Source organism: Ruthenibacterium lactatiformans, assembly GCF_000949455.1.
GTDB lineage: Bacteria > Bacillota > Clostridia > Oscillospirales > Ruminococcaceae > Ruthenibacterium > Ruthenibacterium lactatiformans.
Map to the genome: position 1 here is coordinate 15,197 of NZ_JXXK01000018.1, position 24,980 is coordinate 40,176.

24 protein-coding genes and 1 riboswitch are annotated in these 24,980 nt (G+C 59.8%); of the genes, 12 read left to right on the top strand and 12 right to left on the bottom strand.

Annotation, left to right across the window (positions count from 1 at the left end; all coding sequences use genetic code 11):
• Positions 1-111 precede the first annotated feature (111 nt).
• The 5 genes from TQ39_RS12250 to TQ39_RS12270 are packed head-to-tail and all read left to right on the top strand — an operon-like array spanning position 112 to position 2,741.
• A complete protein-coding gene (locus TQ39_RS12250) occupies positions 112-777 on the top strand; it encodes an endonuclease III domain-containing protein (RefSeq protein ID WP_009322053.1) in 666 nt (221 codons plus the stop codon).
• Positions 774-1,169 carry a DUF3887 domain-containing protein gene (locus tag TQ39_RS12255; protein ID WP_050005716.1) on the top strand — a complete coding sequence of 132 codons (396 nt, stop codon included), beginning with the start codon at positions 774-776 and terminating at the stop codon, positions 1,167-1,169. Before TQ39_RS12250 ends, TQ39_RS12255 begins: the two co-directional genes overlap by 4 nt.
• A gap of 29 nt (positions 1,170-1,198) precedes the next feature.
• Positions 1,199-1,963: an AzlC family ABC transporter permease gene (locus TQ39_RS12260; RefSeq protein WP_338092829.1), complete on the top strand. Its 765-nt coding sequence runs from the start codon at positions 1,199-1,201 to the stop codon at positions 1,961-1,963.
• Positions 1,964-2,281, top strand: a complete 318-nt coding sequence (locus TQ39_RS12265) for an AzlD domain-containing protein (RefSeq protein WP_050005718.1) — start codon at positions 1,964-1,966, stop codon at positions 2,279-2,281.
• Positions 2,282-2,303: 22 nt separating this feature from the next.
• Complete coding sequence (locus TQ39_RS12270; RefSeq protein ID WP_050005719.1) at positions 2,304-2,741, top strand: hypothetical protein; 438 nt, start codon at positions 2,304-2,306, stop codon at positions 2,739-2,741.
• A gap of 69 nt (positions 2,742-2,810) precedes the next feature.
• Here the strand turns inward: TQ39_RS12270 and TQ39_RS12275 are convergent, their stop codons facing one another.
• Together TQ39_RS12275 and TQ39_RS12280 are read right to left on the bottom strand one after the other, a co-directional pair.
• Entirely contained in the window at positions 2,811-4,289 is a 1,479-nt protein-coding gene (locus tag TQ39_RS12275) for a hypothetical protein (protein WP_050005720.1), read from the bottom strand.
• A 17-nt stretch (positions 4,290-4,306) separates the two neighbouring features.
• Positions 4,307-5,785 carry an MBOAT family O-acyltransferase gene (locus TQ39_RS12280; RefSeq protein WP_069955741.1) on the bottom strand — a complete coding sequence of 493 codons (1,479 nt, stop codon included), beginning with the start codon at positions 5,783-5,785 and terminating at the stop codon, positions 4,307-4,309.
• A gap of 263 nt (positions 5,786-6,048) precedes the next feature.
• A riboswitch (TPP riboswitch) is annotated at positions 6,049-6,157 on the top strand.
• Positions 6,158-6,239: 82 nt separating this feature from the next.
• Between TQ39_RS12280 and thiT the strand changes: the two genes are divergently transcribed.
• Together thiT and TQ39_RS12290 are read left to right on the top strand one after the other, a co-directional pair.
• Positions 6,240-6,824: an energy-coupled thiamine transporter ThiT gene (gene thiT, locus TQ39_RS12285; RefSeq protein ID WP_009322039.1), complete on the top strand. Its 585-nt coding sequence runs from the start codon at positions 6,240-6,242 to the stop codon at positions 6,822-6,824.
• A gap of 80 nt (positions 6,825-6,904) precedes the next feature.
• The gene (locus TQ39_RS12290; RefSeq protein ID WP_009322038.1) at positions 6,905-7,522 is read left to right on the top strand and encodes a cytidylate kinase-like family protein; all 618 of its coding nucleotides are present in this window, start codon (positions 6,905-6,907) and stop codon (positions 7,520-7,522) included.
• Positions 7,523-7,635: 113 nt separating this feature from the next.
• Here TQ39_RS12290 and TQ39_RS12295 read toward each other — a convergent pair whose 3' ends face one another.
• From TQ39_RS12295 to TQ39_RS12330, 8 genes are all read right to left on the bottom strand, one after another.
• Positions 7,636-9,102 carry a permease prefix domain 1-containing protein gene (locus tag TQ39_RS12295; protein ID WP_050005722.1) on the bottom strand — a complete coding sequence of 489 codons (1,467 nt, stop codon included), beginning with the start codon at positions 9,100-9,102 and terminating at the stop codon, positions 7,636-7,638.
• A complete protein-coding gene (locus TQ39_RS12300; RefSeq protein WP_050005723.1) occupies positions 9,102-9,464 on the bottom strand; it encodes a PadR family transcriptional regulator in 363 nt (120 codons plus the stop codon). The genes TQ39_RS12295 and TQ39_RS12300 overlap by 1 nt, the downstream gene beginning before the upstream one ends.
• Positions 9,465-9,642: 178 nt before the next feature.
• Positions 9,643-11,427, bottom strand: a complete 1,785-nt coding sequence (locus tag TQ39_RS12305; protein WP_172615916.1) for a phosphoenolpyruvate carboxykinase (GTP) — start codon at positions 11,425-11,427, stop codon at positions 9,643-9,645.
• A 364-nt stretch (positions 11,428-11,791) separates the two neighbouring features.
• The gene (gene gnpA, locus TQ39_RS12310) at positions 11,792-13,960 is read right to left on the bottom strand and encodes a 1,3-beta-galactosyl-N-acetylhexosamine phosphorylase (RefSeq protein ID WP_050005724.1); all 2,169 of its coding nucleotides are present in this window, start codon (positions 13,958-13,960) and stop codon (positions 11,792-11,794) included.
• A gap of 36 nt (positions 13,961-13,996) precedes the next feature.
• On the bottom strand, positions 13,997-14,185 hold the full coding sequence (locus TQ39_RS12315) for a DUF6903 family protein (RefSeq protein WP_009322032.1): 189 nt from the start codon (positions 14,183-14,185) through the stop codon (positions 13,997-13,999).
• A 32-nt stretch (positions 14,186-14,217) separates the two neighbouring features.
• Entirely contained in the window at positions 14,218-15,117 is a 900-nt protein-coding gene (locus TQ39_RS12320; protein WP_009322031.1) for a carbohydrate ABC transporter permease, read from the bottom strand.
• Between the two features lie 12 nt (positions 15,118-15,129).
• The gene (locus TQ39_RS12325; RefSeq protein WP_009322030.1) at positions 15,130-16,023 is read right to left on the bottom strand and encodes a carbohydrate ABC transporter permease; all 894 of its coding nucleotides are present in this window, start codon (positions 16,021-16,023) and stop codon (positions 15,130-15,132) included.
• 124 nt (positions 16,024-16,147) lie between these two features.
• Positions 16,148-17,509: a carbohydrate ABC transporter substrate-binding protein gene (locus TQ39_RS12330; protein WP_050005725.1), complete on the bottom strand. Its 1,362-nt coding sequence runs from the start codon at positions 17,507-17,509 to the stop codon at positions 16,148-16,150.
• Positions 17,510-17,942: 433 nt separating this feature from the next.
• Between TQ39_RS12330 and TQ39_RS12335 the strand changes: the two genes are divergently transcribed.
• The 5 genes from TQ39_RS12335 to TQ39_RS12355 all read left to right on the top strand — a co-directional run bounded on the left by TQ39_RS12335 (position 17,943) and on the right by TQ39_RS12355 (position 23,115).
• On the top strand, positions 17,943-18,803 hold the full coding sequence (locus tag TQ39_RS12335) for a helix-turn-helix domain-containing protein (RefSeq protein ID WP_009322028.1): 861 nt from the start codon (positions 17,943-17,945) through the stop codon (positions 18,801-18,803).
• A 98-nt stretch (positions 18,804-18,901) separates the two neighbouring features.
• Positions 18,902-19,807: an AraC family transcriptional regulator gene (locus TQ39_RS12340; protein WP_050005726.1), complete on the top strand. Its 906-nt coding sequence runs from the start codon at positions 18,902-18,904 to the stop codon at positions 19,805-19,807.
• Positions 19,808-20,002: 195 nt separating this feature from the next.
• On the top strand, positions 20,003-21,022 hold the full coding sequence (galE, locus tag TQ39_RS12345) for a UDP-glucose 4-epimerase GalE (RefSeq protein WP_050005727.1): 1,020 nt from the start codon (positions 20,003-20,005) through the stop codon (positions 21,020-21,022).
• Between the two features lie 51 nt (positions 21,023-21,073).
• Complete coding sequence (locus tag TQ39_RS12350) at positions 21,074-22,000, top strand: nucleotidyltransferase family protein (RefSeq protein WP_009322025.1); 927 nt, start codon at positions 21,074-21,076, stop codon at positions 21,998-22,000.
• A 2-nt stretch (positions 22,001-22,002) separates the two neighbouring features.
• A complete protein-coding gene (locus TQ39_RS12355; protein ID WP_050005728.1) occupies positions 22,003-23,115 on the top strand; it encodes a phosphotransferase enzyme family protein in 1,113 nt (370 codons plus the stop codon).
• Positions 23,116-23,197: 82 nt separating this feature from the next.
• On the opposite strand, the gene TQ39_RS12360 is transcribed toward TQ39_RS12355, so the two are convergent.
• Both TQ39_RS12360 and alr read right to left on the bottom strand, forming a co-directional pair.
• A complete protein-coding gene (locus TQ39_RS12360; protein WP_050005729.1) occupies positions 23,198-23,737 on the bottom strand; it encodes a cysteine hydrolase family protein in 540 nt (179 codons plus the stop codon).
• Positions 23,738-23,740: 3 nt separating this feature from the next.
• Entirely contained in the window at positions 23,741-24,913 is a 1,173-nt protein-coding gene (gene alr / locus TQ39_RS12365) for an alanine racemase (RefSeq protein WP_009322022.1), read from the bottom strand.
• Between the last annotated feature and the right edge of the window lie 67 nt (positions 24,914-24,980).

Consider the following 24,980-nt stretch of genomic DNA (forward strand, 5'->3'; position numbering starts at 1 on the left):
CCCCCTTTTGCTTTTGGACGAAATGTGCTATCATAATATCAATTTATCGGCGGCTTTCTTTTATGCGCGAAAGCGCGCGGGGCGGCCGCCGTGCAACAGGGAGGCGTCTTTTTGCGCACAAAAGCAGATACCAGGCTCATTGTAGAGCGCCTGAAAAAGGAATACCCCGTGAGCGAATGCTCGCTTGCCTATGACGACGCGTGGCAGCTTCTTGTCAGCGTGCGGCTTTCGGCCCAATGCACCGACGCCCGCGTGAATATCGTGACAAAGGACCTGTTTGCCAAATATCCCACGCTGGAGGCGCTGGCTGCGGCCGGGCCGGACGCCATAGAGGCCATCATCAAGCCCTGCGGCCTGGGCAAAAGCAAGGCGCGCGACCTTGCCGGCATGGCAAACATGCTGCTGCGGGAATACGGCGGCAAAGTGCCCCAGGCCATGGAGGATCTTCTGCGCCTGCCGGGCGTGGGCCGCAAAAGCGCCAATCTCATCCGGGGCGATATCTTCCACCTGCCCGCCGTCGTGGCGGACACCCACTGCATCCGCATGGCAAACCGCATCGGTTTCGTGACGGACACCACCGACCCGGTGCAGGTGGAGCGCGCGCTGGTGAAGGTCCTGCCGCCTGAGGAGTCCAACGATTTCTGCCACCGCTGCGTGATGCACGGACGCGTGGTGTGCACCGCCCGCAAGGCTCTGTGCGAGGTGTGCTGCCTGCAGGACGTCTGCCGCACTGGCAAAAAAACCATCAAACAGGAAACATTGGAGGAACTGGTATGAAACGCACTTTATCGCTTGCTTTGTGCCTGATTTTAAGCCTGGCTTTGCTGGCCGGGTGCGGCGCCGCGCCGCTGCCCGACGGCCTGACGCAGGAAAGCGTGACGGACGCCGCGGCGCAGACCGTGGCGCAGCTGAACGACGAGGACTATGACGCGTTGTTCGCCGGAATGACAGAGGAGATGACCTCCGCCATGACGGTCGAGGACCTTGCCGCCGTATGGCAGCCGGTGCTGGAAGCCGCCGGCGCGTTCGATTCCATCACAAAAACGACCGTGGGCGGCAAGGACGGTTACGGCGTGGCCGTGGTACAGGCAAAATATGAAAACGCCGCGGTGACCTTTACGCTCTCCTACACACCGGAGGGCAAGCTGGGCGGGCTGTTCTTCAAATAACCCCTTCCCCGCCCCATTCTTTTTTCGAGGTGTTCCCCTTGCAGCAGACACAGCAAACCACCGCGCCCGTCCAGAATTCTTTCTGGGCGGGCTTTCACGACGGCGTGCCCATTGGCCTGGGTTATCTTTCCGTCTCCGTCACGTTCGGCATGATGGCCGTGACGGGCGGCCTGCCGGTGTGGGCCGCCGTGGCCATCAGCATGACGAACGTCACCAGCGCCGGGCAGTTCGCCGGGCTTTCCCTCATTTTCGGCGGCGGCACGCTGTTTGAAACGGCGCTCACACAGCTCGTCATCAATCTGCGCTATGCCCTGATGAGCCTTTCCCTCTCCCAAAAGCTGGAGCGCCGCGTCGGCCTCATCGACCGCATGCTGTTCAGCTTTATGATGACGGACGAGGTGTTCGCCGTGGCGTCCGGGCAAAAGGGAGAGGTGGGCAAGCGCTATCTGTTCGGCGTGATGATCGCGCCTTACTGCGGCTGGGCGCTGGGCACGCTGTGCGGCGCCGTGGCCAGCGGCTTTTTGCCGCCGTCGGTGCGCAGCGCGCTGTCCATCGCCATTTACGGCATGTTCATCGCCATCGTGGTGCCCGTTGCAAAGCAGAGCCGCGCCGTGCTGGGCGTGGTGGCTCTGGCTGTCGCGCTCAGCTGCGCCATGCACTGGCTGCCTGTGCTGAACACGGTTTCCAGCGGTTTTTCCATCATCCTCTGCACCGTGCTGGCGTCGGGCCTGGGCGCGCTGGCCGCGCCGGTGCCGGACGAGCCTTCCGGAGCACCGGACGGGGAGGTGGCGTAAATGAATGCAAAAACCATCTGGCTGTACATCGTGGTAATGGCGGGCGTAACATACCTTATACGCATGCTGCCGCTGGCGCTGCTGCGCAAAAAGCTGCGCAGCCGTTTTATCAAAAGCTTTCTGTTCTATGTTCCTTACGCCGTGCTGGCCGTAATGACGGTGCCCGCCATCTTTGAGAGCACGGGCAGCGTGTTTTCCGCCACCGTGGGCTTCGCCGCGGCTGTGCTTCTGGCTTACCGCGGCGCGGCTCTGCTGCCTGTGGCATTGGCCGCCTGCGGCGTGGTATTCTGCACGGAGTGGATGATGCGCCTGTTTTAGCCCATAAAAGAGGAATTCGCCTATGAATTGGATCAGCTGGTTCGGCCTTGGCATCGTGTTGCTGCTGCTCATTCCCAACGCCGTATACGCCGCCGCAAACAAAAACACGCAACCGCCCCGCACAAGCCGCATCCTCGGCTTGGCTGAACAGGCAGGCCGCTATGGATGCATGTTTCTGATGATATTCCACGCCGGCCTTACGGAATTCGGTTTTGCCTCGGCGGAAGGCTTCATCGCGTGGCTGGCCGGCACCGGTGCGCTGCTCGTACTGTACTGGGTATTCTGGCTGCTGTATTTCCGCGCCGCGAAGCCCCGGTACGCGCTGCCGCTGGCTGTGCTGCCCTGCCTGATCTTTTTGCCGAACGGCCTTTTTCTGCGCCACTGGCTGCTGGTTTTCTTTTCCGTGTTGTTTGCTGCCGCGCACATCGCCATTACCTGGCAAAACACCCGCGCGCCATAGGCGGGCGTCCCCTCCATAACAAAGCAAAGCGGCCGGGCGTGCACAGTGCACGTCCGGCCGCCTTCTGCATCATGCCGTATATCCGCTGTATGCGTGGAGCGTGGAGAAACTGATGGACTGGATGACGCGGTCCAGCACCTTGTCGTACACCAGCACATTGACGCCCGGACGGTTGCGGCTCTGTTCTTCTCCGTCCACGGTTGTGGAGGAATTGTCCGCCGCGCTGCGCAGCGTCACATCGTGCCCGCCCCAGGAAAGCGTGTATTCCAGCGGGCCGGCGCCGGTCTGCTGATACACGACTTTTCCGCCGTCCACCACATATAGGCCCTGCATGCCGCTTTGTTCCAGCGGCAGCGTGTCCAGCCCCCATTGCCTGAACACTGCGCGCGGAGCGGAGGGATCCGCTTCCGTGGCGTCGCCCTGTGTCGTGATGACCGCTGCCAAGTCCTTATCCTGCATCAGCAGGCGGAAATATTCGGCCATGTCCAGCGTGAAGCGCAACGTTATATTCTGTGCGTCCCGGTGCTCCATCCTTGCCGCCTCGTCCCACGCCGCGTAGGCCGCGTCGCCGCGCTTGTCGGGCATACCGTAATGCTCCGCCAGATAAGCCGCCAGATCCGTGCTGATTTTTTGCGCGCCTGCGGTGTTCACATGGGCATGGTCGGCCAGGTCCGTTGCATAGTCAAAGCCGATATCCCGCCCACCGGGCGTGTTGTAATCCAGCACGGGCACACCGTTTTCCGCGCAGATGCGCGCCGCGCGGCGGAACACGCCGTACTCGGCCTCGCTCGTCTCATAGGGCGTCACCACGAACACCAGCGGCACATCCTTTTTTCTGCAAAGTGCGATAAGCTTGTAAAGATATTCCTCAGCCTGGGGATAGATGGGCGTTTCCTCCGGTTCCCCTTCCAGTATGGGCACGGGGAATTCCTCCACCGCCTGTAAAGGGCCGTAGCCTTTTCCCGTGGTCGCATGATCCTGAAAAAACCAGGTGAAATCTTCCGCCGTCAGGCTCTTCCACCGGGTGTGGTAGCGCAGCATCGGCAGATAGCGGTAAAACGGCGGCGAGTTCTGCTGGCACCGGCTCATGGCGACGGCAAGCGCCGCGCGGTTGAGGGACGGCGGGATGCGCAGCGAATAATCGTCCGAGGTGCCGTCCACGTCCGCAGGCGTCATATAGGTGGTGCCGTAGCACAGCCCGAACCCTTCCAGCACCACGACCCTGGGCGTCTGCCGCTTGAACGCCTCCACCGCGTAATGGTAGCTCACCCACATCGGCTGGCTCCAGGAGTACAATACATACCCCGTGAAACCCTGCTCGCGCCACATCTGCGCGGGCGCAAACGCCGCGTTGGCATGGCTGCTGCCCAGAAAGATCACATCGATGGTATCCTCCGGCTCGGCGTAAAAGCCGTCGATGCACCCGCCCTTGGGGGCCAGTACCTCCTGCGTACACAAGAGCAGCGCCAGCAGGATGCACCCGAACGCCAGCGCGCGGACAAGCGGCGGCAGGCCGCGCGTCTGCTTTAAGACCGGTCCTTTCCCCAATGTTTACGCCCCCCCGCTCAGAACTGGAAATAGATGAACGGCTTTTCCACATAGCCCTCGCCGTACATACCGAATATCGCCACCGTGAGCACCCCCGCCAGCAGCACGGCCCATTGCACAGCCAGCGGCTTTTGCAGCAGCCGCGCCGAAAGGCTGCCCCAACGCCGCCGCAGCACGTCGCACAAAACAACAGCCGCCGCGCACACAGCCGAAAGCAACAGGTCGGGCCCGTCCATTCCCCAGGCGAGCACCGCTTCCCGGCCCGGGAACGCGCCCGGGCGCAGCAGGCTTTGCACCATGCTCAACGCCGCGTCCATGCCGCCGGCGCGGAAGAAAATCATCGAAAACGCCACCAGCGCAAACGTCCACGCCGTGCGCCAAAGCCGCGCGGGCAAACAGCCATAGGGTACCCGCAGCGCCGTATACAGCCGTTTGCGGAGGGGCAGCGTCAGGCGGCCGCACACAAGGTACAGCCCGTGCAAAAGCCCCCATGCCACAAATGTCCATGCCGCGCCGTGCCACAGCCCGCTGCACAGAAAAACAACCATCGTGTTCACACAGGTGCGCGCCAGCCCCCTGCGGCTGCCTCCCAGCGGGATATACAGGTAATCTCGAAAAAAACTGGACAGGCTGATGTGCCAGTTGCGCCAGAACTCCGCCACGGATTGAGAGAGGAACGGACTGTGGAAATTTTCCATCAGTTCCACGCCCAAAATGCGCGCCGCGCCCCGGGCGATATCGGTATAGGAGGAGAAATCGCAGTAAAGCTCAAAGCAGAACAGCACCGTGGCCGTCGCCGTGGCCCAGCCGCCCAAAGCGCCGCCTTGGGCATAGACGGTGTCCGCCAGCAGCGCCAGCCTGTCCGCCACAACCATTTTCTGAATATAACCCCACAGCATCAGCACAAGGCCGCTTTTGGCCCGCTCGTAGGAAAAACGGGCAGGCAGCTGCAGTTGGGGCAGGATATTGCCGCTGCGTTCAATGGGCCCGGCCACCAGCTGCGGAAAGAAGGAGATAAACAGCAGATACCGCCAAAAGCGCTGCTCGGCGGACACGCTGCCCCGGTATACGTCCACAGTGTAACCGATCGCCTGAAACGTGTAGAAGCTGATGCCGACAGGCAGGAGCACGCCCAGCAGCGGTACGGCGGGGAAGCCCCGCGCAGCCAGCAGACCGTTCGCACTCTGCGCAAAAAAATTATAATATTTGAAGAAAAACAGAATTCCCAGATTTGCCGCCAGCGAAACGGCCATGGCCGCCCTGCGCCTGCCCCGGTTCCCGGCGGCCGGCGCACCCAATACCGCCAGCGCACGCCCGCACAAATAGGTGCTGAACGCGGAAAACAGGATGAGCACAATATAGGCCGGATTCCAGCACATATAGAAAAAGCAGCTGCACGCAAGCAGCCATGGCTGCCGCGCGCGGCGCGGCAGCACATAATAAACAAAAACCGCCGCAACGAAAAACGCACAAAAGCGCAGCGAAACGAAGTTCAAAGCCGCAATCCTCCCCTGTTCACCATTCCAAGGCACCACCGGGCCTTTTACGGCGCCGCAGCCGCAGACAGCCCGTCCGGTTTCGCAGGCGGCCGCCGCTGTGCGGGCGGCCTTCCAAGCGAATGATACCATATCGCACGCGGGCTTGCCAAGCAGGATATACGAAAAAAATGCCTTTTTGACGTTCCCGGTACGTCCTGCCGGAAAAATAATACGCTCAACACGGTTGACACCGCCGCCGCCAGCGCCTATAATACATACGGACATAAAAACAGGGGTGCCGAAAGGCTGAGATTTGTACGCGTACGCGTGTGCATGAACCCTTTACCTGATCCGGGTAATGCCGGCGTAGGAAGTTTTGGCGCAGAAATGCGCAATTGGGAAACTTTGGCGCGCCCGCAGTTTGCGGACGCGCCTGTTTTTATGTTACGACATAAAAAAGGGGTTTTTCTCTATGGCAACAAAATCGTATTCCCGCACCCGAACGCTTGTTGAATGCGCGCTGATGATCGCGGTGGGCACCGTACTCGCGCAGATCAAGATCTTCGAAATGCCCTTCGGCGGCAGCGTTACGCTGGTGTCCATGCTGCCGTTTATCCTCGTCTCGTTCCGTCACGGCGTGAAGTGGGGCCTGGCCACGGGCTTCGTCAACAGCCTTTTGCAGATGCTGCTGGGCTTTTACGCGCCTCCCGCCGGCACTGTGGCCGCGTTTGTGGGCGTCGTTCTGCTGGACTACGTGCTGGCTTTCACCCTGCTGGGCCTGGCGGGCGTTATCGCCAAGCCCTTCAAAAACCATCTGCTGGGCGTAGCCGCGGGCACCGCCGCTGTGTGCGTCATCCGCTTTTTGTGCAGCTTTTTGTCCGGCGCGCTTCTGTGGGGCAGCTACCAGGAAAGCTACGAATGGGCGAGGGGGATGTCCGTTTGGCTGTACAGCTTTATCTATAACGGCAGCTACATGCTGCCCGAACTGCTCATCACCACCGTGTGCGCCGTCATTTTGTGCAAAGCCGCGCCGAAATTCTTTCTGCCCGAGAACTAGAACTCCGCGCCAAAATATGGTATACTTGCCCTAGAAGGCGGACCGCTTTCGAATCCGTTTCAAGGGGAGGCTGTACTTTTATGGAGAAGCATTTGGTCATTTGCATCGGCAGGCAGTTCGGCAGCGGCGGGCGCGAGATTGGGCTGGGCCTGGCCAAAAAGCTGGGCATCCGGTTCTACGACAAGGAGATCCTGAAAAAGGCGGCCGAGGAGAGCGGCATCGTAGAAGAGCTGTTTGAAAAGGCGGACGAAAAGCCCACCAACAGCTTTTTGTACTCCCTGTCCATGGGTACGCACGGACAGGCCATGAATTTCACCAATTACAACGATTACCTCACCAACGACAAGCTGTTCCTGTTCCAGAGCAATACCATCCGCGATATGGCGGAAAAGGATTCGTGCGTCATCATCGGCCGTTGTGCGGATTATATCCTGCGTGGACGCAAGGACATGCTTTCAGTGTTCATCCACGCCCCTATGGAGCTGCGCATCCAGCGTATCTCCCGCGTGCGCAATGTAGAGGAAGACGCCGCGCGGTCCCTCATCAAAAAGACGGACCGTCAGCGTGCCAATTACTACAACTTCTACGCGGACAACGACTGGGGCGCGGCCGACAGCTACGACGTGGCCATCAACTCCGGCAAGCTGGGCGTGGAAAAATCCATTGAGGTTCTCGCCGGTATTTGTGAACACCTGTAAATTGCTGCAAAAAACCGCATGGCAAAAGCCATGCGGTTTTTGATTTCTCCGCAATAAAAAAGTTTATCCCGATGGCTGCGGGCCGGGGACGGCCCGCAGAAAAGCTTCACCGTTCACCGAAGCCGGATGTGCAGCGTGCCGTCGCTGTACGCAAAGCGGCCTGCGGGAACCAGGCGGGCGGGCGCTTTGGGCGCGCACGTTCCCTGCGGCTCGCGCAGCACGTCGTCCAGCCGGAAGGCCGAGAGCAAAAGCCCTGCAAGCCCCGCCTGCATTACACCCGTCCAGCCGCCGTCTAAAAAGGGCAGCATCCCTCTCGCGGAACTCCAGCCCAGACAGGAGAGCAGGTTGAGCACGCCGTGCATCGTGAGCAGTGCACAGCAGCCCACCGCGCACAGCCGCCCGATGCCGCTGCGGGTGCGCAGGGCCGTGCGCCACAGCCATGCCAGCGCGCCCGCGACAGCTGCGGCCAGCGCTGCGGCGCAGGCAATACCGTGCCGCCAGCCCGCGTAAGCCAGCAGGTAATCGGCGCGCAGCTCCCGCACCGCCTTCCCTGCAAATTCTCCCACGGTGCCGAGCGCCGCTTTTTCCCCGAGCGGCAAACTGCCGTCTCCGGGGCCAAGCCACCGCATCCCGTCCCACATGCGCCGCAGGGCGTTCATCCAATAGCCCGCGCCCGCTGCATTTGCATCCGGTGCAAGCAGCACCTCCAGATGCCGCTGAAGGCTCCCGGCCAGACCCGGCATCAACAGCAGCACCAGCAAAAATGTCACCACAAGAGAGCCCGCTGTCACGCCCAGCACAACCGCAAAGCTTTTCTTTCCGCCAAGCCCATACCAATCGCCTGCGCAGCATACCAGACACACGGCAAGCCCCGCAAGCCCCAGCACACACGCCGCGGCCAGATGCGGCACCATGATACACAGCCAGAGCCCCGGCACAATGGCAAAACCGCTGACCAGCAGCCCCGCCCAGCCGCGGCCGCGCTGCCGGTACACCACGGCCGCGTAAATGGGAATAAAAATCATGCTGAAATGAGTGGCGTCGTAAGATACACCCCAAACAGTCCAAAGACGCCGCCCGTTCATCAGGGTATATCCGGCCAGAAAACCATAAGCCGAAACGGCCGCCAGCCCGATATAGAGCGCCTTTGTCCAGCGTGCCAACAGGGACACATCCATACAGAAATATACCGCCGCAAGCACAGCAATTCCCGCCAAGGCGGCGGCCAGGCTTTGGTACGCGCCCTCGCGCCACAGGTACGCGCCTTGTGCCGAAACGGGCACGCTCCAGAAAAAACGCAGCAGCGCACCCGCCAGCAACAGCGCCGCCACCATAAAAAACGGCCCCCAAGCCGGGCGGGGCCTGTGCACGCGGTCCAGCGCGCCGCCTGCCAGCACCGGGTCTCCCATGCTCTCCACCGTCCTGCGCTCGGCTTCTTCCGGCGCGCAGCCTTGGGCCACAAAGGCGTTATACTGTTCGCTGAGATGATTCTCCAGCTCCCGCTCCACACCCGGCACCGCACGGCGGCAGCGCAGCTGGGCTGTGACGGTCTGCAGCCATTCCTTTCGCGTCTGTCCCATTACAGCACCACCCCTGCGCGAGCATCCATTGTTTCCAACACAGCGTTGATCGCCCGGGACACCCGGCGCCACTCCGTTTGCTGCGCCTCCAGCGCACCACGCCCGGCCCTGGTGATACGGTAGTAGCGCCGCGGCTTGCCTGCTGTGGCCGCGCCGCCCGGCTGTTCATAGCTTTCAATGCTGCCGTCCGCCTCCAGCGCATGCAGAATGGGATACAGCGTCCCCGCCTTCAGCGCGAATGTATCGTTGGAGCGCTGTGCCAGCTCCTCGATCATCTGATACCCATACATGTCCCGCTCCGCCAGCAGGCGCAGCAGCAGCATCTGGGCCGAGCCCGGCACAAGGTTTTTTCCCGCCGCCATGTAAATTCCTCCCTTTTGCCCCGTGCTGTGCACGGCGGTCATTTATATAGATTATCTATATATTCTATTGTTCAGTATATATCGACGCCCTATATATGTCAATGGTTTTCAAAAATTTTTCCAAGCACAAAAACGCCCCCGCTGCAAAAGCAGCGGGGGCGTTTGAAAACAGAGGGAATTATTTGGAAAGGCGCTCGCGCAGGGCAGCAGCCTCGGCGTGCAGCTCGGCGGGAACATGGTCGCCGATTTGGGCGTACAGTTCCTCAACACCCTTCACGTCTTCCAGCCACAGCTCCTTATCCACATCCAACAGGCCCTTGATGGTGTCAACGGTGACGCCGTCCAGACCGGTAATGTCGATATCCTCGGGCTTGGGCTCGTAGCCGATGGCCGTCTCAACAGCCTCAGCCTCGCCCTTGCAGCGCTTCAGGATCCACATCAGCACGCGCATGTTGTCGCCGAAGCCCGGCCAAATAAAGTGGCCTTCGTCGTCGGTGCGGAACCAGTTGACGTTGAAGATCTTCGGCGCCTTGTCGCCCAGCTTCTTGCCCATCTCCAGCCAGTGCGCGAAGTAATCGCCCACATTGTAGCCGAAGAACGGACGCATGGCCATCGGATCGCGGCGGACAACGCCCACAGCGCCGGCAGCGGCAGCAGTTGTCTCAGAAGCCATGGCAGAGCCGACATACACGCCGTGCGCCCAGCTGAAGGACTGGTAGACCAGCGGAGCCGTCTTGGCGCGGCGGCCGCCGAACACCATCGCGGTGACAGGTACGCCGTTGGGGTTGTTGAACTCCTTGGACAGGCAGGGGCAGTTCGCGGCCGGAGCGGTGAAGCGGCTGTTGGGGTGGGCCAGCTTGCCGCCGTTTGCAATGTACTCCTTGCCGTCCACGGCCAGGCCCGTCCACTCCTGAACATCCTCAGGCGGGTTCTTGTCCAGACCTTCCCACCACACGGTGTTGTTCTCCAGGTTATGCGCAACGTTGGTGAAAATCGTGCCCTTCATCGTGGTGTGCAGGGCGTTGGGGTTGGATTTCTCGTTGGTGCCGGGAGCCACGCCGAAGAAGCCGTTCTCCGGGTTGATGGCATACAGGCGGCCGTCGTCGCCAATGTGCATCCAGGCGATATCGTCGCCCACCGTCCACACCTTGTAGCCCTGCTTGGCATACACTTCGGGCGGGATGAGCATGGCCAGGTTGGTTTTGCCGCAGGCAGAGGGGAACGCGGCGGTGATGTAGTCCACGTTGCCCTGCGGGTCCTCGATGCCGAGGATCAGCATGTGCTCGGCCATCCAGCCTTCCTTGTAGCCCTGGTAGCTGGCGATGCGCAGTGCGAAGCATTTTTTGCCCAGCAGCACGTTTCCGCCGTAGCCGGAGTTGATGGACCAGATGGCGTTGTCCTCGGGGAACTGGACGATGTAGCGGTTCTCCGGGTCGATGTCCGCACGGGCATGCTGGCCGCGCACGAAATCGTTGGAATCGCCCAGCTGCCGCAGGGCCTTCACACCCACGCGGGTCATGATATCCATGTTCAGCACAACGTAGATGGAGTCGGTCACTTCAACGCCGACCTTGGAGAACGGGCTGCCGATGGGGCCCATGCAGTAAGGAATAACGTACATGGTGCGGCCCGCCATCACATTTTTGTACAGGGGCAGCAGCTTGGCCTTCATTTCGTTGGGATCCATCCAGTTGACCATCATGCAGTCGTCCGCCTTGTTGGAGGTGCAGATGAACGTGCGGTCCTCCACGCGGGCCACGTCGTTTTTCGCGGTATGGTGCAGCACGCAGCCGGGCAGCTCCTCCTGGTTCAGCTCCGTCAGCTCGCCCGTGGCGAACGCCTGCTCACGCAGGGCGCGCAGCTGGCCTTCCGAACCGTCGATCCAGATGGTTTTGTCCGGGGTCATGAGCTCTTCCATCTCTTTGACCCAGTCCAGAACATGCTGGTTGCTTGTCAATGCCATAATCAAATCACCTTTCTTTAATGTAATTCCCTCTGTTTTGAAACGCGCGCCCATGGCCCGCGCTTCCTTTCGCATCGCGGGGCCTGCCCCCGCTTTCCAATAAAATGCGATTTGGATTTATTATACCTCTTTGTTAAAAAAAGCTCAAGCTGTTTTACGGAAAATGAGCCGAAAAGACAAAAGATTTACATCGTATTCACAGATTTCCCGTAGGGATTGTACGATCGTGCAATCCGGGCCGCGGATGCGTTCCGCACAGCGGCACGCGCGGGGAAGCGCCGCGTTCATTCAAAAACGGGGCGCCCGCGCCGCGGCCTTTCGCCGCGCCGGAGCGCCCTGCCCTTATGCCGTCACAGCGGCGGCATCATATCTCATACCATTTGATCTCGTTGGCCGCCATATCCAGCGCAAAGCTGGAGCCGTCGCCCTTGTAAACAACGGTGCTCTGCGGCTCGTAGGTGTTGTTCACAACGCAGTACTTGTCGTTCTTCACATAGGCGTGTACCTCCACGTTGAAGTTGCTGCTGAACCATTTGTGCAGGCTTTCTTCGTCGTGGGCGCTCCACAGGATGCTGCGGTACAAAACGCGGCTGTTTTCAAAGCTGTACGGCAGGCCGCTGATGTACACCGCCCGGCCTTTGCCAAACGCGTGCACGGCCATCTGCACCTCTTTTTCCCGCTGCACCAGGATCTCCGTGTCCGGCAGCGCGTAGATGCCCTTTTTTCCCTCGCCGAAATCCACCGGCTTCGTGCAGTCCTCCAGAATGAAGTGGCCGGGATGCTCGTCCCAGTTGTATTTGTCGTAGCCCAGCGTGAAGCCCGTTTCCTTCTCCACGCCCAGTACGCCGGCCAGCTGCAGATAATGTCCCTCGTACTGGTGGCCCGATGGTTCGCCCACGCCGACGATGCCGCCGCCATTGTACACGAAGCCGCGCACAGCAGCCGCCACAGCCGGGTCCTCCCATTCGCCGCCGCCGGTGTGGGCCGTGTCGCCGTCGCCCACATTGATGAGCACGTCCACGCCGTCCAGCACATGGGCGTCCGCGCGCAGGTCGTCAAAGCTGATGAACCGCACGTCGAACGGCGCGCCCGAAAGCGCCTCAATTACGCCCGCATAGCTGTAATTCTGCTTCTGGTACAGCGCGTGGTGCACCATATGGCAGCCCCAGGCGCGCATTTTGCCCCAGCAGTTCAGCACCGCCACGGTTTTTACGCAGTATGGCGTCGTGCCCTTGATGTTGTCGTACAGCTCGCGGAACTCATTGCACACGCTCTCCACATAATCGATGAATTCCGGAAACGCACAGGCCAGCTTCAGGTATCCGCCGTAGCCGATGCGGTCGATGGGCTTGCGCAGGATGGCGCGCCGCGCTGTCACCCAGTTTTCCTTGGCCTCCCGCACAGGGTCGCCGCCCTCGTGGAAGGTGTCCGGGAAGAAGTAAGGCAAAAAGCGGCCCTCGGTATATTTCACGCCCGGAATATCGCTGATAAGGCGCAGCGTGCTGCCATTGCCCACGCTGCCCACCACGGCATCCAGGCCAATGCTTTTGAACTCCTCCATGAACGGCTCGGTGCCGATCCAGTGGTCGCCCAGAAACATCATGGCTTCCTTGCCCAGCTCGTGGGTGATGTCCACCATTTCCCTGGCCAGTTTTGCCACCTCGCGCCGCTGGAACGCCTGGAAGTCCTTGAATTCTTTCGAGGGCACGCGGTACTGGTTGTTGTAATAACCCTGGTCGATGATGAATTCGGGCCGGAATTTGTAGCCAGCCTCCCGCTCGAACTGCTCCAGAATATACGGAGACACGCTGGCGGAATAACCGTACCAGTCCACGTATTTTTCCCGCTGCAGCTCATCGAACACCAGCGTGAACTGGTGGAAGAACGTGGTGTAGCGGATGACGTTCACATACGGGTGCTCCGCGATAAATTTGCGCAGGCGCTCCATCGTGTACCTGCGGGTCTTGGGCTGGCGCACGTCAAAGGTGATCTGGTGCTCGAAGTTTTTCCAGCCGTTGGTGACGGCGTTGTACATGTGCACCGGGTCCCAGATCAGATACGCAAGAAAACTCACCGTATATTCGTGAAATCTTTCTACAGCATGTACTGTTACGTTCCCGCTCTTTTCGTCATAACTCCAGTCCTGCGGGGGCACCACGCGGCCGGCGGTGCGGTCCACGACCTCCCACCAGCGCTTGATGTCGTCTCGGGTGTTCACGGCCATCAGCTCCGGGCTGATGCCCTGCATCAGCGGGATGGAAAGCGAATCGGCCACGGCCGTATGAAAGCCCGTCATGATGTAGCACTGCTGCACCTCGTCCGGGTTTGCCTTGGCCCAGGCATTGTCCTTTCGGGTCGTGTAATAGGTGGAATACACCTTCGCGTCCACGCTTTTCAGCGCCTCGGGGTAATCCGTTCCGTCACAGTCCCGGATGGCGTCCGCGCCCCAGCGCTCCAGGATCTCCAGCGTCTCGGGCACCACATCCACGTCTGTTGGGATCGTCACGCGCCCTTTGCGTTTTGTTTCACTCATTGCTTTTCTCCTCGTCAATCGATGTAAGGCTGCATGCTAACCCGCGAAGGGTTTGTTATACAGAAACAGCAGCCCCAGAAGACCGGCCAGACCGGCCAGCATGCGCAAAAGCCCGCCGGGCGTACCCGTGAGCTGCTGCCCGCTGACAACGAGCCACAGGCACAGCGCAAACACCGCCAGCGCCAAAATAAAGCGCAGCGCTTTGTTTTCCCTGAGAAAATCCATATTCGTTTCTCCTCTCTGGCTGTGGCCGCCGCTCAGCCCTTCAGGCCGCCGAGCGTCATGCCCTGGGTAAGTTTCTTCTGTACGCAGATATATAGGATCAATGTAGGCAGCATCACAAGCACAAGGCCCGCATACATCTGCCCGTACTGCGCCGCCGCATTCTGTGCGCGCATCAGGTTCATCAGGCCCACGGGCAGCGTTTTGCCGCCGTTGGGGTCCGTGAGCATCGTCATGGCAATGATGTACTCGTTCCAGAACGAGAGAAAGTTGAACAGAATGACGGTAATGATGCTGGGCTGAGCCATGGGCATGATAATGCGCAGCATGGTCCTGCCGTAACCCGCGCCGTCCACATAAGCGGCTTCTTCATACGCCTTGGGCAACGTAGCAAAATAGCCGGACAACAGATAGATGGTGAACGGCAGCGCCGTAGCCGCATATACCAGCGCCAGCACGAAAATATTGTTCAGGAAAAAGCCTGTGCCGAACACCTTGCGCAGCATTTTATCGCCGTCCACAAACATCAGGAAGATCGGCACGACGATATAGTTGACATTGATGAACAGGCCGCCCATGAACGCCGTGTTGAAAAAGCCCCTGCCGCGAAAATTAAAGCGGGAGAGCACATATGCGGCGGGCAGCGCAACGATAAGCAGGATACCCAGCGCAAGCGCCGTGACAACGACGGAATTGAGCATGTATTCGCCCATGCGTGCCTTTGTCCAGGCATCCACAAAGTTCTGCCAGTAGAACCCGGCAGGCAGCGTCCAGGGGTTGCCGTAAAACTCGCTGTTCTGCTTGACGGATGCCATGAACACCCACGCCACGGGAACGATGATTGTGACGGCCAGTGTAATGAGAGCCACGTAAATGAACACACGATACAGCGTATCTCCGGAGGAGCTTTTTTTCAATTTGATGTCTTTGTTCATACCGTCCCCTCCTTAAAATTCCAGCGGCTCGCGCTTCGTCACCTTGTTGACGATGGCGGAAAGCGCGAACGAAAAGATGAACACCACAGCGCCGATGGCCATACCGTAGCCGTAGCTCGAGTTGGTGTACGCCTGCTTATACATATAGCTCAGGATGACCTCGCTGGCGCCGTCCGGCCCGCCGCTGGTCATCGCCTTGACGAACAGGAACGACAGGTTGATGGTACTGATGATGAAAAACGTGAGCGTCGTTCGGATGTTTGTCCACACCAGCGGGATCGTGATGGAAAAAAATGTTTTGACACGGCCCGCGCCGTCCAGGTTGACGCTTTCGTAAATGCTCTCGGGAATACTGGCCATGCTGGCCATATACATCACCATGTAGTAGCCAATGGCCTGCCAGACCAGCGCGATGGCAATGCTGTAAATCACGAGCTGCTGGTTGCCCAGCCACAGCGTAGGCACCTCGCCGGGTTCACGGAACAGGGCGATCAGGCTGTTGAGCATACCGTTGTTCGGGTCATAAATGGCGCTGAAAATGGCGCTGATAACGACCACGGACAGGATATTCGGAATGTAGAAGATCACGCGGAAGAAATTCTGCCCCTTGATCTTTTCCCGCGAGAGGATCGCCGCAAATACCAGGGCGAACGCAAATGTAATGATGGTGACAATGACGATCAGCAGGATCGTATTCTGGAAGGACTGGTAAAATTTAGGGTCCGCAAACAGCTTCTTGAAATTGTCCAGGCCGACAAATTCCTGGTTGGCGGAATATCCGCCCCATTTATAAAGCGACATGCGGAACACGTTGATGGTGGGGATCACCATGAACACCGTGAACAGGATCACGGCCGGGGCCAGGCAGAGGAATACAAACCGTCCGCGCCCTTTCTGCTTATCCATGCGCGCATCTTCCTTTCTCCATGATGCCGGACGCTCCCGCGTCCGCTTCAAAAAGTAACGGTGAGCAGGTTTCTCTACTCACCGTTACTTTCACGTACTTACAAATCGTTCTGTTTCCGAGCGCTTATTTCAGCGCCGCGCGCAGCTGATCGCTGGCGGCTTTCACGCCGTCGATCCAATCCTGCTCGGTCTTGTCGCCCGTCACAAGGCTGTTGACGGGGTCGAACCAGACGCTGCGGGTATCGAGGCCCTCGATGGCCTCAGTGGCGGCAAAGCTGCCCAGCGCGGCCTTCGCGCCGTTGTCATAAATGGAATAGAACATCTTGTTGTCGCCCTCCAGCGTTTCCGCCAGGCCCACGATGGGCTGGATGGCGCCCGCCTTGGCAAAGATGGCCGCGGCTTCGTCGCTGTACAGGTAGGCGATGAACTGCTTGGCAAGGTCCTGATGCTCGGCTGCCGCCGGGATCCAGGCCTGCTCGAACCAGGTGTAGCTGTAACGGTCGCCGCCCTCTTTCACAGCGGGCAGGGCCGTGAAGCCCCATTTAAAGCCATCGGCGCGGGGCGCTTCCGCCATCTCGCCCACGATCCAGGTGCCGTTGGGCATAAAGATGGCCTTATTGTCCAGCACAAGCTGCTGGTTCTTTGTAAAGTTGTCGTCGTTGGCATTGGCCGGGGTGGTAGGCTCGGTGTACTCGGCCAGCTTGGCAACAATGTCGAAGCAGGTCTTGGCCTCCTCGGTGTCCCAGATGCCTTCTTCATAACGCGTGGCCTTGTCGAAGAACTCGGGGCCGCCCGCCGTGTACATCAGAGCGTAGAAGAAAGCGTCGAAGTAACCGGTGGTGGGGTAGGTAAACAGGCTGATGCCTTCGGCCTTCGCCTTGTCGCCCAGCTCCCACATCTCATCCCAGGTGGCGGGCACTTCCCAGCCCTTTTCTTCCAGCAGGCCGGCGTTATAGAACAGGCCGCAGGGGCTGTAGAACATGGGTGCCAGATACGTTTTGCCGTCGCCATACGGATTGGTCAGGGAGGAATCCGTGAAGCCACCCGCAATTTTATCCTTCACCTTGACGTCCTCACCGGGCACCGTCATGTCCAGCACATCGGTAATGTCCAGAATGCCGTTGTCTTTAATGAACGTTTCGGTCAAAGCCGCCTCGCGGCCCGTGGCCAGATGGATGACGTCGGGATAATCGCCGGCCTTCATACTCGGACCGATAACATCCTCCAGCTTCTTGTCGGCCGTCAGTTCAACCGTAACGCCGGGGTTGGCAGCCTCAAACGCCGCGCACACTTCTTTCCACATGTCGCTGCCATAGGCCGTCTCGATGGCGGCCACCTTCAGCGTCTGCTCAGCGGGCGCCGAAGAGCTGCCAGCCGTGGAGCCGGAGCTTGCCGCCGGCGTCGAAGACGAGCCGGAGCCGCCGCAGCCGGCGAGCAGGGTGAGCGCCATGGTGAGCACCAGCATAATGCTAAGTAGCTTTTTCATAGTTTACCTCCTGAAAATCTTGTTCGCGTTTGTTTGCGCCGGGCCTTGCGCCCGGTGCATCCGTCCCCTTTAGTATATCTTTTCCCTTTTCGCATTCAACAATATTCTTGCTCCATTTTTTATTTATCTTGTCTTTTTATCATCTGCGATATTAATTTTGACTTACTTTTGTAATTTTTATGCACAGTATCCACAAAACAAGCTTTTTGTGTTTGTTCACCTTTCCGAATGTGTTCAATTGCAGATTATTTTTTCACAAACAGCGCTTTATGGCTTTCGCGCAAAATATTTGCGCCCGGTTCCCAAAAGTATTATAATGGTTAACGGCAGCAACTTTGCTTAAGCAAAAGCAATATTTATAAAATAATCTTGCGAAAATTTATACTTGGCCGTTTCTGCATGCGGCGCACGAAAGAAAGTTGGGAAAACCGTCATGAGCAACAAACGATACGAGGTAAACACCCCCGGCGTCAGCCCTGTGGACCGGGACGTCACCAAACTGCTGTACGTGAGCACCGCCAAATACGGGGGCGACTGGCACAGCCTGATGCATACCCACGCCTGCACCGAGCTTTTCTATGTGGTTGGCGGCATGGGGCAGTTCAAAGTGGCGGAAAAGCTGATTCCCGTCTCTCCGGACGACCTTGTCATCGTCAACCCCAATGTGGAGCACACGGAGGTAAGCCTGAACGCCAGCCCGCTGGAATATATCGTGCTGGGCGTTGAGGGCATGGAATTCGCCGCGGACGAAAACGGTGACAGGCGGTACAGCGCATTCAACTTCCACAGCGGACGCGAGGATATTCTGCCCTATCTGCGGGGCATGCTGCGGGAGATCGAGCAGAAATCCGCAGGTTACGAAGTCGTCTGCCAGGATCTTCTGGAGGTTCTGGTCGTTAAGCTGATGCGCCACACGGATTTTTCCCTCACGGTCACGCCCGCCCAACAGTCCAGCAAGGAATGCGCCGAGGCCCGGCGGTACATCGACAGCAATTTTAAAGAAAATATTTCTCTGGACCAGCTGGCGGAACTGACGCATGTGAACAAATACTATCTTGTCCACTCCTTCAGCAAAGAATACGGCGTGTCGCCCATCAATTATCTGATCGGACGGCGCATCGAGGAGAGCCGCTACCTGCTGGCGGACACCAATCACTCCCTGTCCCAGATCTCCCACATGCTGGGTTTTTCCTCCCCCAGTTACTTCTCCCAGAGTTTCCGTAAGCTGGAAGGCATCAGCCCTATGGAATACCGGAAGCGGCAGCGGGCCGCGCGGGAGGGACATCCGGAATAACAACAGTTGTACTTTTGTTCATTTATCTTTACACAATCGTCCGTATATGCTTTAATAGATTATAATGTAACAGTCTGACAGAAAGGCGGAATACTGGCATGGGCTACGAGGCCATACGGCTGCAGCGGCCGCTGGCGGTGGACGATATCGTCTCCGTGCATTATTTTGAATATTCCAGCAATTACTATTTTGAAGGAGAGCGCCACGATTTCTGGGAATTTTTGTATGTGGACAAGGGTGAGCTGGATGTGCGCGCCGGGGACGTGGTGCAGCATTTGAAGAAAGGGCAGATCATTTTCCATAAACCGGGCGAGTTCCACGCGCTCTCGGCCAACGGTGTGGTGGCGCCCAATCTTGTTGTGGTGGGTTTTGTCTGCCACGGCGAGGCCATGCGTTTTTTTGAAAACAGAGTATTGAGCGTGGGCGATTCCGGCCGCGCCCTGCTGGCGCGCATCGTGGAGGAGGGCGAGGCCGCATTCTCCACGCCGCTCAACGACCCGCAGACCATGCAGCTGGCCCGGCGGGAGGATGCGCCCTTCGGCGCCGAGCAGCTCATCGGAAGCAGCATCGAGCAGCTGCTCATCGGCTTCATCCGCCGCGGCGCGGACGAGGCCGCGGCCGCCGCAAAGCCCACCAGCCTCATCCGGGAACGCACACAGCAGGAATTCATCGACCGTGTGAGCAAATATCTGGAGGACAACATCGCAAAACGCCTGACGCTCTCGGATATCTGCCGGGACAATCTGGTGGGCCGCAGCTATCTGCAAAAGATCTTCCGGGAAAAGACGGGCGGCGGCGCAATGGAATACTTCGGCACGCTGAAGATCGACGCGGCCAAGCGCATGATCCGGGAGGGCACGCACAATTTCACCGAGATCGCCGCGCTGCTGGGCTATAACTCCATCCACTATTTCTCCCGCCATTTCAAAAAGGTTACGGGCATGACGCCCAGCGAATACGCCTCCAGCGTCAAAATTCTGGCCACCAAAAACCGTACGGAATGAGTTTTTCGCTATCGTGGACGTTTGTGCAAATATTCGGGATTCCTGCGGCCTTGCATAGTTCAATTGTGCAAATATTGTATTAAAAAATCTATTTAACACGCTGCCCGGAGCGGCTACAATGAAAAGCAATGAAGAGTGTTCCGGGCAGCACAAAAGCAACGCGTGAAAAACAAAACAGAAAAGGAGCTGGCAACTATGGCGATTTTGGTAAACGGGGGCGCCGGATACATCGGCAGCCACACCTGCATCGAGCTGATGAAAGCGGGTTATGAGATCATCGTGGCCGACAACCTGTACAATTCCTGCGAGGAGGCCCTGCGCCGCGTGGAACAGATCAGCGGCAAAAAGGTCCCCTTCGTCAATGTGGACCTGTGCGACGGCGAGGCCGTGGACGCGCTGTTCGCCTCCCATCCGGAGATCGACGCCGTCATCCATTTCGCGGCATACAAGGCCGTGGGTGAAAGCGTTCAAAAACCGCTGGAATATTACACCAACAACCTGGGCTGCACGCTGACGGTGCTGAACGCCATGCGCAAATACAATGTAAAAAACTTTGTGTTCTCGTCCTCCGCCACGGTTTACGGAGACCCGGCCAGCGTGCCCATCACCGAGGACTTCCCCACCGGCGCCACCACCAACCCCTACGGCACCACCAAGGTGATGATGGAGCAGATTTTAAAGGATTACTGCAAGGCGGACCCCACGATGAATGTGGCCCTGCTGCGCTATTTCAACCCCATCGGCGCTCATGAAAGCGGCCTCATCGGCGAGGACCCCAACGGCATCCCCAACAACCTGGTGCCCTACATCGCCAAGGTGGCCGTGGGCACGCTGGAAAAGGTGCATGTGTTCGGCAACGATTACCCCACGCCCGACGGCACCGGCGTGCGCGATTATATCCATGTGGTGGACCTGGCCCGCGGCCATGTGGCGGCGCTGAAAAAGCTGGCTTCGAACTGCGGCCTGTTCATCTGCAACCTGGGCACGGGCAAGGGCTACAGCGTGCTGGACGTCATCAAAGCATACAGCAAGGCCTGCGGCAAGGACCTGCCCTATGTCATCGACCCGCGCCGCCCCGGCGACATTGCCGAATGCTACGCGGACCCCGCCAAGGCCCGGGACGAGCTGGGCTGGACGGCCGAGTACGGCATTGAAGAGATGTGTGCCTCCAGCTGGAAATGGCAGAGCATGAACCCCAACGGCTACAAGGGCTGAGCCGCGCCCGCCCTTGGATACAAGAATCGGAGCAAAAAGGAGAATAACGCAATGAACAAACCTGTACTCGTTGTTATGGCCGCCGGCATGGGCAGCCGCTACGGCGGCCTCAAGCAGATCGACCCGGTGGGCGGCCACGGCCAGCTCATCATCGACTATTCCATCTTCGACGCCCGCCGCGCGGGCTTCGAGACCGTGGTGTTCATCATCAAGCACGAGATCGAGGCCGACTTCAAGGCCGCCATCGGCGACCGCCTGTCCAAAGTGATGGACGTGCGCTATGCGTTCCAGCAGCTGGACGACCTGCCCGCCGGCTACGCCGTGCCCGAAGGCCGCGTCAAGCCCTGGGGCACCAGCCACGCCATCCTGTCGGCCCGGGACGTCATCGACGGCCCGTTCGCCGTGATCAACGCCGACGACTATTACGGCCCCGAGGCGTTCCAGAAGATCTACGATTACCTGCTTGCCAACCCGGACCGGGACGGCAAATATGAATACGCCATGGTCGGCTATCTGCTGGAGAACACGGTAACCGAAAACGGCCACGTGGCCCGCGGCATCTGCGTGACGAATGCGGAGGGCTATCTGGACAGCGTCACCGAACGCACCCACATCGAAAAAACCGCAGCGGGCGCGCGCTTCACGGAGGATGACGGCGCCACTTGGACGGACCTGCCCGGCGACACCATCGTATCCATGAACATGTGGGGCTTTACCCGGAGCTTTCTGGCCGAGACCGGGGCCCGCTTTGCGGCGTTTCTGGACAACGCGCTGAAAACGAACCCCCTTAAGGGCGAGTACTTCCTCCCCAGCGTGGTGAGCCAGCTCATCGCCGAGGATAAGGCGCAGGTGAAGGTGCTGCACAGCCGCGACAAGTGGTACGGCGTGACCTACAAAGAAGATAAGCCCGTGGTGGTGGCGGCCATTGCCGAAAAAACGGCGCAGGGCCTGTACCCCGACAATCTGTGGGAGGTGTAAGCATGGCAAATCCCGCTGAAAACACGCTCTCCGAAGTGCTTGCCGCCTATGCGTTCGCGGGCGAGGTCGTAGGCGCGGCGCGCTTCGGCCAGGGCCATATCAACGACACGTTCTGCGTATACACCCAGACGGCAGAAGGCGACTGCGTGCGCTACATCCTCCAGCGCATGAGCGCCGCCGCATTCAAGCACCCGGACCAGCTCATGCAAAACATCGTGGGCGTGACGGACTATCTGCGCGATCTCATTGAGAAAGACGGCGGCGACGCGGCGCGGGAAACCATGACGGTGCTGCGCACCAAAAACGGCGCGGCATATTTCACCGACAGCGAGGGCGGCGCATGGCGCGTGTATCCCTTTGTGGAAAATACGCTGTGCCTGCAGAAAGCAGAAACGCCGGAGCTGTTCTATGCTTCCGCCAAGGCGTTCGGCAATTTCCAACGCATGCTGAAGGATTATCCCGCCGATACCCTGTTCGAGACCATTGAAAAATTCCACGACACTGAAAACCGCCTCGCCAATTTTGAAAAGGCGCTGGCTGCGGACAAGCTGGGCCGCGCGAAGGACTGCGCGCCGGAGATCGCGTTCGTAAAGGCCCATGCGGCGGATTGCAGCGTGGCGCTGGAGGCGCTGCGCGCCGGCAGGCTGCCCCTGCGCGTGACGCACAACGACACCAAACTCAACAACATCCTCATCGACAAGGATACCGGCGAGGGCATCTGCGTCATTGACCTGGACACCGTGATGCCGGGCCTGTCCATCAATGATTTTGGCGATTCCATCCGCTTCGGCGCGAACCATTCCGCCGAGGACGAGCGCGATCTTTCCAAGGTGAATTTCGACCTTCCGCTGTTTGATATTTACACCAAGGGCTTTCTCGAGGGCGCGGCCGGCACGCTGACGGACGCAGAGAAGGAGTACCTGCCCTGGGGCGCGAAGCTGATGACGCTGGAGTGCGGCATCCGCTTCCTGACGGACTATCTGGAGGGCGACACCTACTTCAAGATCCACCGGGACGGACAGAACCTGGACCGCTGCCGCACCCAGTTCAAGCTGGTGCGCGACATGGAGGCCCGCTGGGACGAGATGGCCGCCGTTGTGAAAAAATATTCCTGAGCCGTTTTACACAAAACAAAAGCGCGGACGCATCGAAGCGTCCGCGCTTTCCTGTTTTCTTCATCGCGCCCCGGGCGCTTTGTCACACGATCTCATACCCCATACCCGCCAGCAGGGCCAGCGCACGGGCGTGCCCCTCGGGCGTGGCGGCGGCGCACAGGTCCTTCAATACCGCCACGCGGGCATTCAGAAAGGCCGAATGCAGCAAAACGGCGTTGCTCACCACACAAATGTCCGTCACCACGCCGCAGATCTCAATGCTGTCCGGCGCGCCGCCGCACAGCGCCTCTGCCTCGGCTGGCAGCGCCGCGCAGCCGAATGTGGGCTTGTCCACAATGGACACGCCGTCCCGTACGCCCGTCTCATACTGCGACAATGAGCCGTACAGGCCCCAGCCCTGGCTGCCCTTAATGCAGTGCGCCACGGGAAGAAAGCGGCCCTCCCGCGTGTTCAGGTAATCCGTGCCGTGGGTATCCCGGGTAAACAGCACGCGGCCGCCCCTTTCCAACTGCGCGGCCACCCGCGCGGCAATGCCCGGCTCCAGCGCGGCGGCGGCCGGGTTGCCCAGCGCGCCCGTTACAAAATCGTTCTGGTAGTCAATCACAACAAGCAGTTCCCGCATCGTCTATTCCCCTTTCAGATAGTCCACCAATTCCACTTCTGCGCCGTTTTCCACATATACGCGCTGCACGCGGCGCCCCACGTCGCACAGCACTTCATAATTGATGGTGCCCGTCATGCGGGCCACGTCGTCTACGCTGTCCGCCGCGCCGCCGCCGAACACAATAGCCGCATCCCCGGCCTTCACGTCCGGGATGTCTGTCACGTCCACAACGATCTGGTCCATACACACCCGGCCCAACACCCGCGCCGGCCTGCCGTGCAGCGAGACCGTGCCCCGGCCCGACAGCGCCCGCGGATAACCGTCCGCGTAGCCCACGGCCAGCGTGGCCGCGCGCATGGGCTTTGGCGCGCGGAAGGTGCAGCCGTAGCTGACGGCGTCGCCCGCCGCCAGTTCCTTCACCATGGATACCGCCGCGCGCAGGCGCAGCGCGGGCACAAGCCCGGGCAGCACCGTATCAGCCGAGGGCTGTTCGCCGTACAGGATGATGCCCGGCCGCACCATGTCCAGATGGAACTCCGGCCAGGCGAAGGTACCCGCCGAATTGCAGCAATGCTTCACCGCAAAGGTACAGCCCCGGGCGGCCATCTCCTCCACTGCCGCGCACAAAATATCGTACTGGCGGCGCGTATAGGCGATATCCTCCGGCGCGGTGCTGTCCGCCGCTGCGAAATGCGTAAAGACACCCACGGGCACAAGCCCCGGCAGCGCACAGGCCTCGGCCATCTCCGCCACGGCACGCTCCATATCGTCGTCCGCCGTAAAGCCGATGCGGCCCATGCCCGTGTCTACTTTCAAATGCACGCGCACCGCCACGCCCGCACGCAGCGCGGCCTCCGAAAGCGCCCGCGCATATTCCAGCGAGAACACCGTCTGGCTGATGCCGCCCACGGCCAGCGCGGCCGCGTTCTGCACGCCGGTATAACCCAGGATCAGGATGGGCTTCGTAACGCCCGCCCGGCGCAGGCACACCGCCTCGCCAAAGCCGGACACCGCAAACTGGTCCGCGCCCTCCTGCTCCAGAAGCGGGGCCACCACCGCGTCGCCGTGGCCGTATGCATCGGCCTTTACCACGGCCATCACCGCCGCATCCCCGGCCCTTTCCCGCACCAGCTTAAAGTTGTGCCGCAGCGCGCCGAGGTCCACCTCGGCCCAGCAGCGCCGTTCAAATTCCATCGTATCCACCGGCCTTCCTTTATCTTTATGGCATGCCGCCTTATCCGCTTCTTCCAGTATAACATTT

Coding starts and splice junctions, on each gene's coding strand:
- TQ39_RS12255 (WP_050005716.1), top strand. CDS start 774: ATGAAACGCACTTTATCGCTTGCTTTGTGCCTGATTTTAAGCCTGGCT.
- TQ39_RS12265 (WP_050005718.1), top strand. CDS start 1,964: ATGAATGCAAAAACCATCTGGCTGTACATCGTGGTAATGGCGGGCGTA.
- TQ39_RS12270 (WP_050005719.1), top strand. CDS start 2,304: ATGAATTGGATCAGCTGGTTCGGCCTTGGCATCGTGTTGCTGCTGCTC.
- thiT (WP_009322039.1), top strand. CDS start 6,240: ATGGCAACAAAATCGTATTCCCGCACCCGAACGCTTGTTGAATGCGCG.
- TQ39_RS12290 (WP_009322038.1), top strand. CDS start 6,905: ATGGAGAAGCATTTGGTCATTTGCATCGGCAGGCAGTTCGGCAGCGGC.
- TQ39_RS12295 (WP_050005722.1), bottom strand. CDS start 9,102: ATGGGACAGACGCGAAAGGAATGGCTGCAGACCGTCACAGCCCAGCTG.
- TQ39_RS12300 (WP_050005723.1), bottom strand. CDS start 9,464: ATGGCGGCGGGAAAAAACCTTGTGCCGGGCTCGGCCCAGATGCTGCTG.
- TQ39_RS12305 (WP_172615916.1), bottom strand. CDS start 11,427: ATGGCATTGACAAGCAACCAGCATGTTCTGGACTGGGTCAAAGAGATG.
- gnpA (WP_050005724.1), bottom strand. CDS start 13,960: ATGAGTGAAACAAAACGCAAAGGGCGCGTGACGATCCCAACAGACGTG.
- TQ39_RS12315 (WP_009322032.1), bottom strand. CDS start 14,185: ATGGATTTTCTCAGGGAAAACAAAGCGCTGCGCTTTATTTTGGCGCTG.
- TQ39_RS12320 (WP_009322031.1), bottom strand. CDS start 15,117: ATGAACAAAGACATCAAATTGAAAAAAAGCTCCTCCGGAGATACGCTG.
- TQ39_RS12325 (WP_009322030.1), bottom strand. CDS start 16,023: ATGGATAAGCAGAAAGGGCGCGGACGGTTTGTATTCCTCTGCCTGGCC.
- TQ39_RS12330 (WP_050005725.1), bottom strand. CDS start 17,509: ATGAAAAAGCTACTTAGCATTATGCTGGTGCTCACCATGGCGCTCACC.
- TQ39_RS12335 (WP_009322028.1), top strand. CDS start 17,943: ATGAGCAACAAACGATACGAGGTAAACACCCCCGGCGTCAGCCCTGTG.
- TQ39_RS12340 (WP_050005726.1), top strand. CDS start 18,902: ATGGGCTACGAGGCCATACGGCTGCAGCGGCCGCTGGCGGTGGACGAT.
- galE (WP_050005727.1), top strand. CDS start 20,003: ATGGCGATTTTGGTAAACGGGGGCGCCGGATACATCGGCAGCCACACC.
- TQ39_RS12350 (WP_009322025.1), top strand. CDS start 21,074: ATGAACAAACCTGTACTCGTTGTTATGGCCGCCGGCATGGGCAGCCGC.
- TQ39_RS12355 (WP_050005728.1), top strand. CDS start 22,003: ATGGCAAATCCCGCTGAAAACACGCTCTCCGAAGTGCTTGCCGCCTAT.
- TQ39_RS12360 (WP_050005729.1), bottom strand. CDS start 23,737: ATGCGGGAACTGCTTGTTGTGATTGACTACCAGAACGATTTTGTAACG.
- alr (WP_009322022.1), bottom strand. CDS start 24,913: ATGGAATTTGAACGGCGCTGCTGGGCCGAGGTGGACCTCGGCGCGCTG.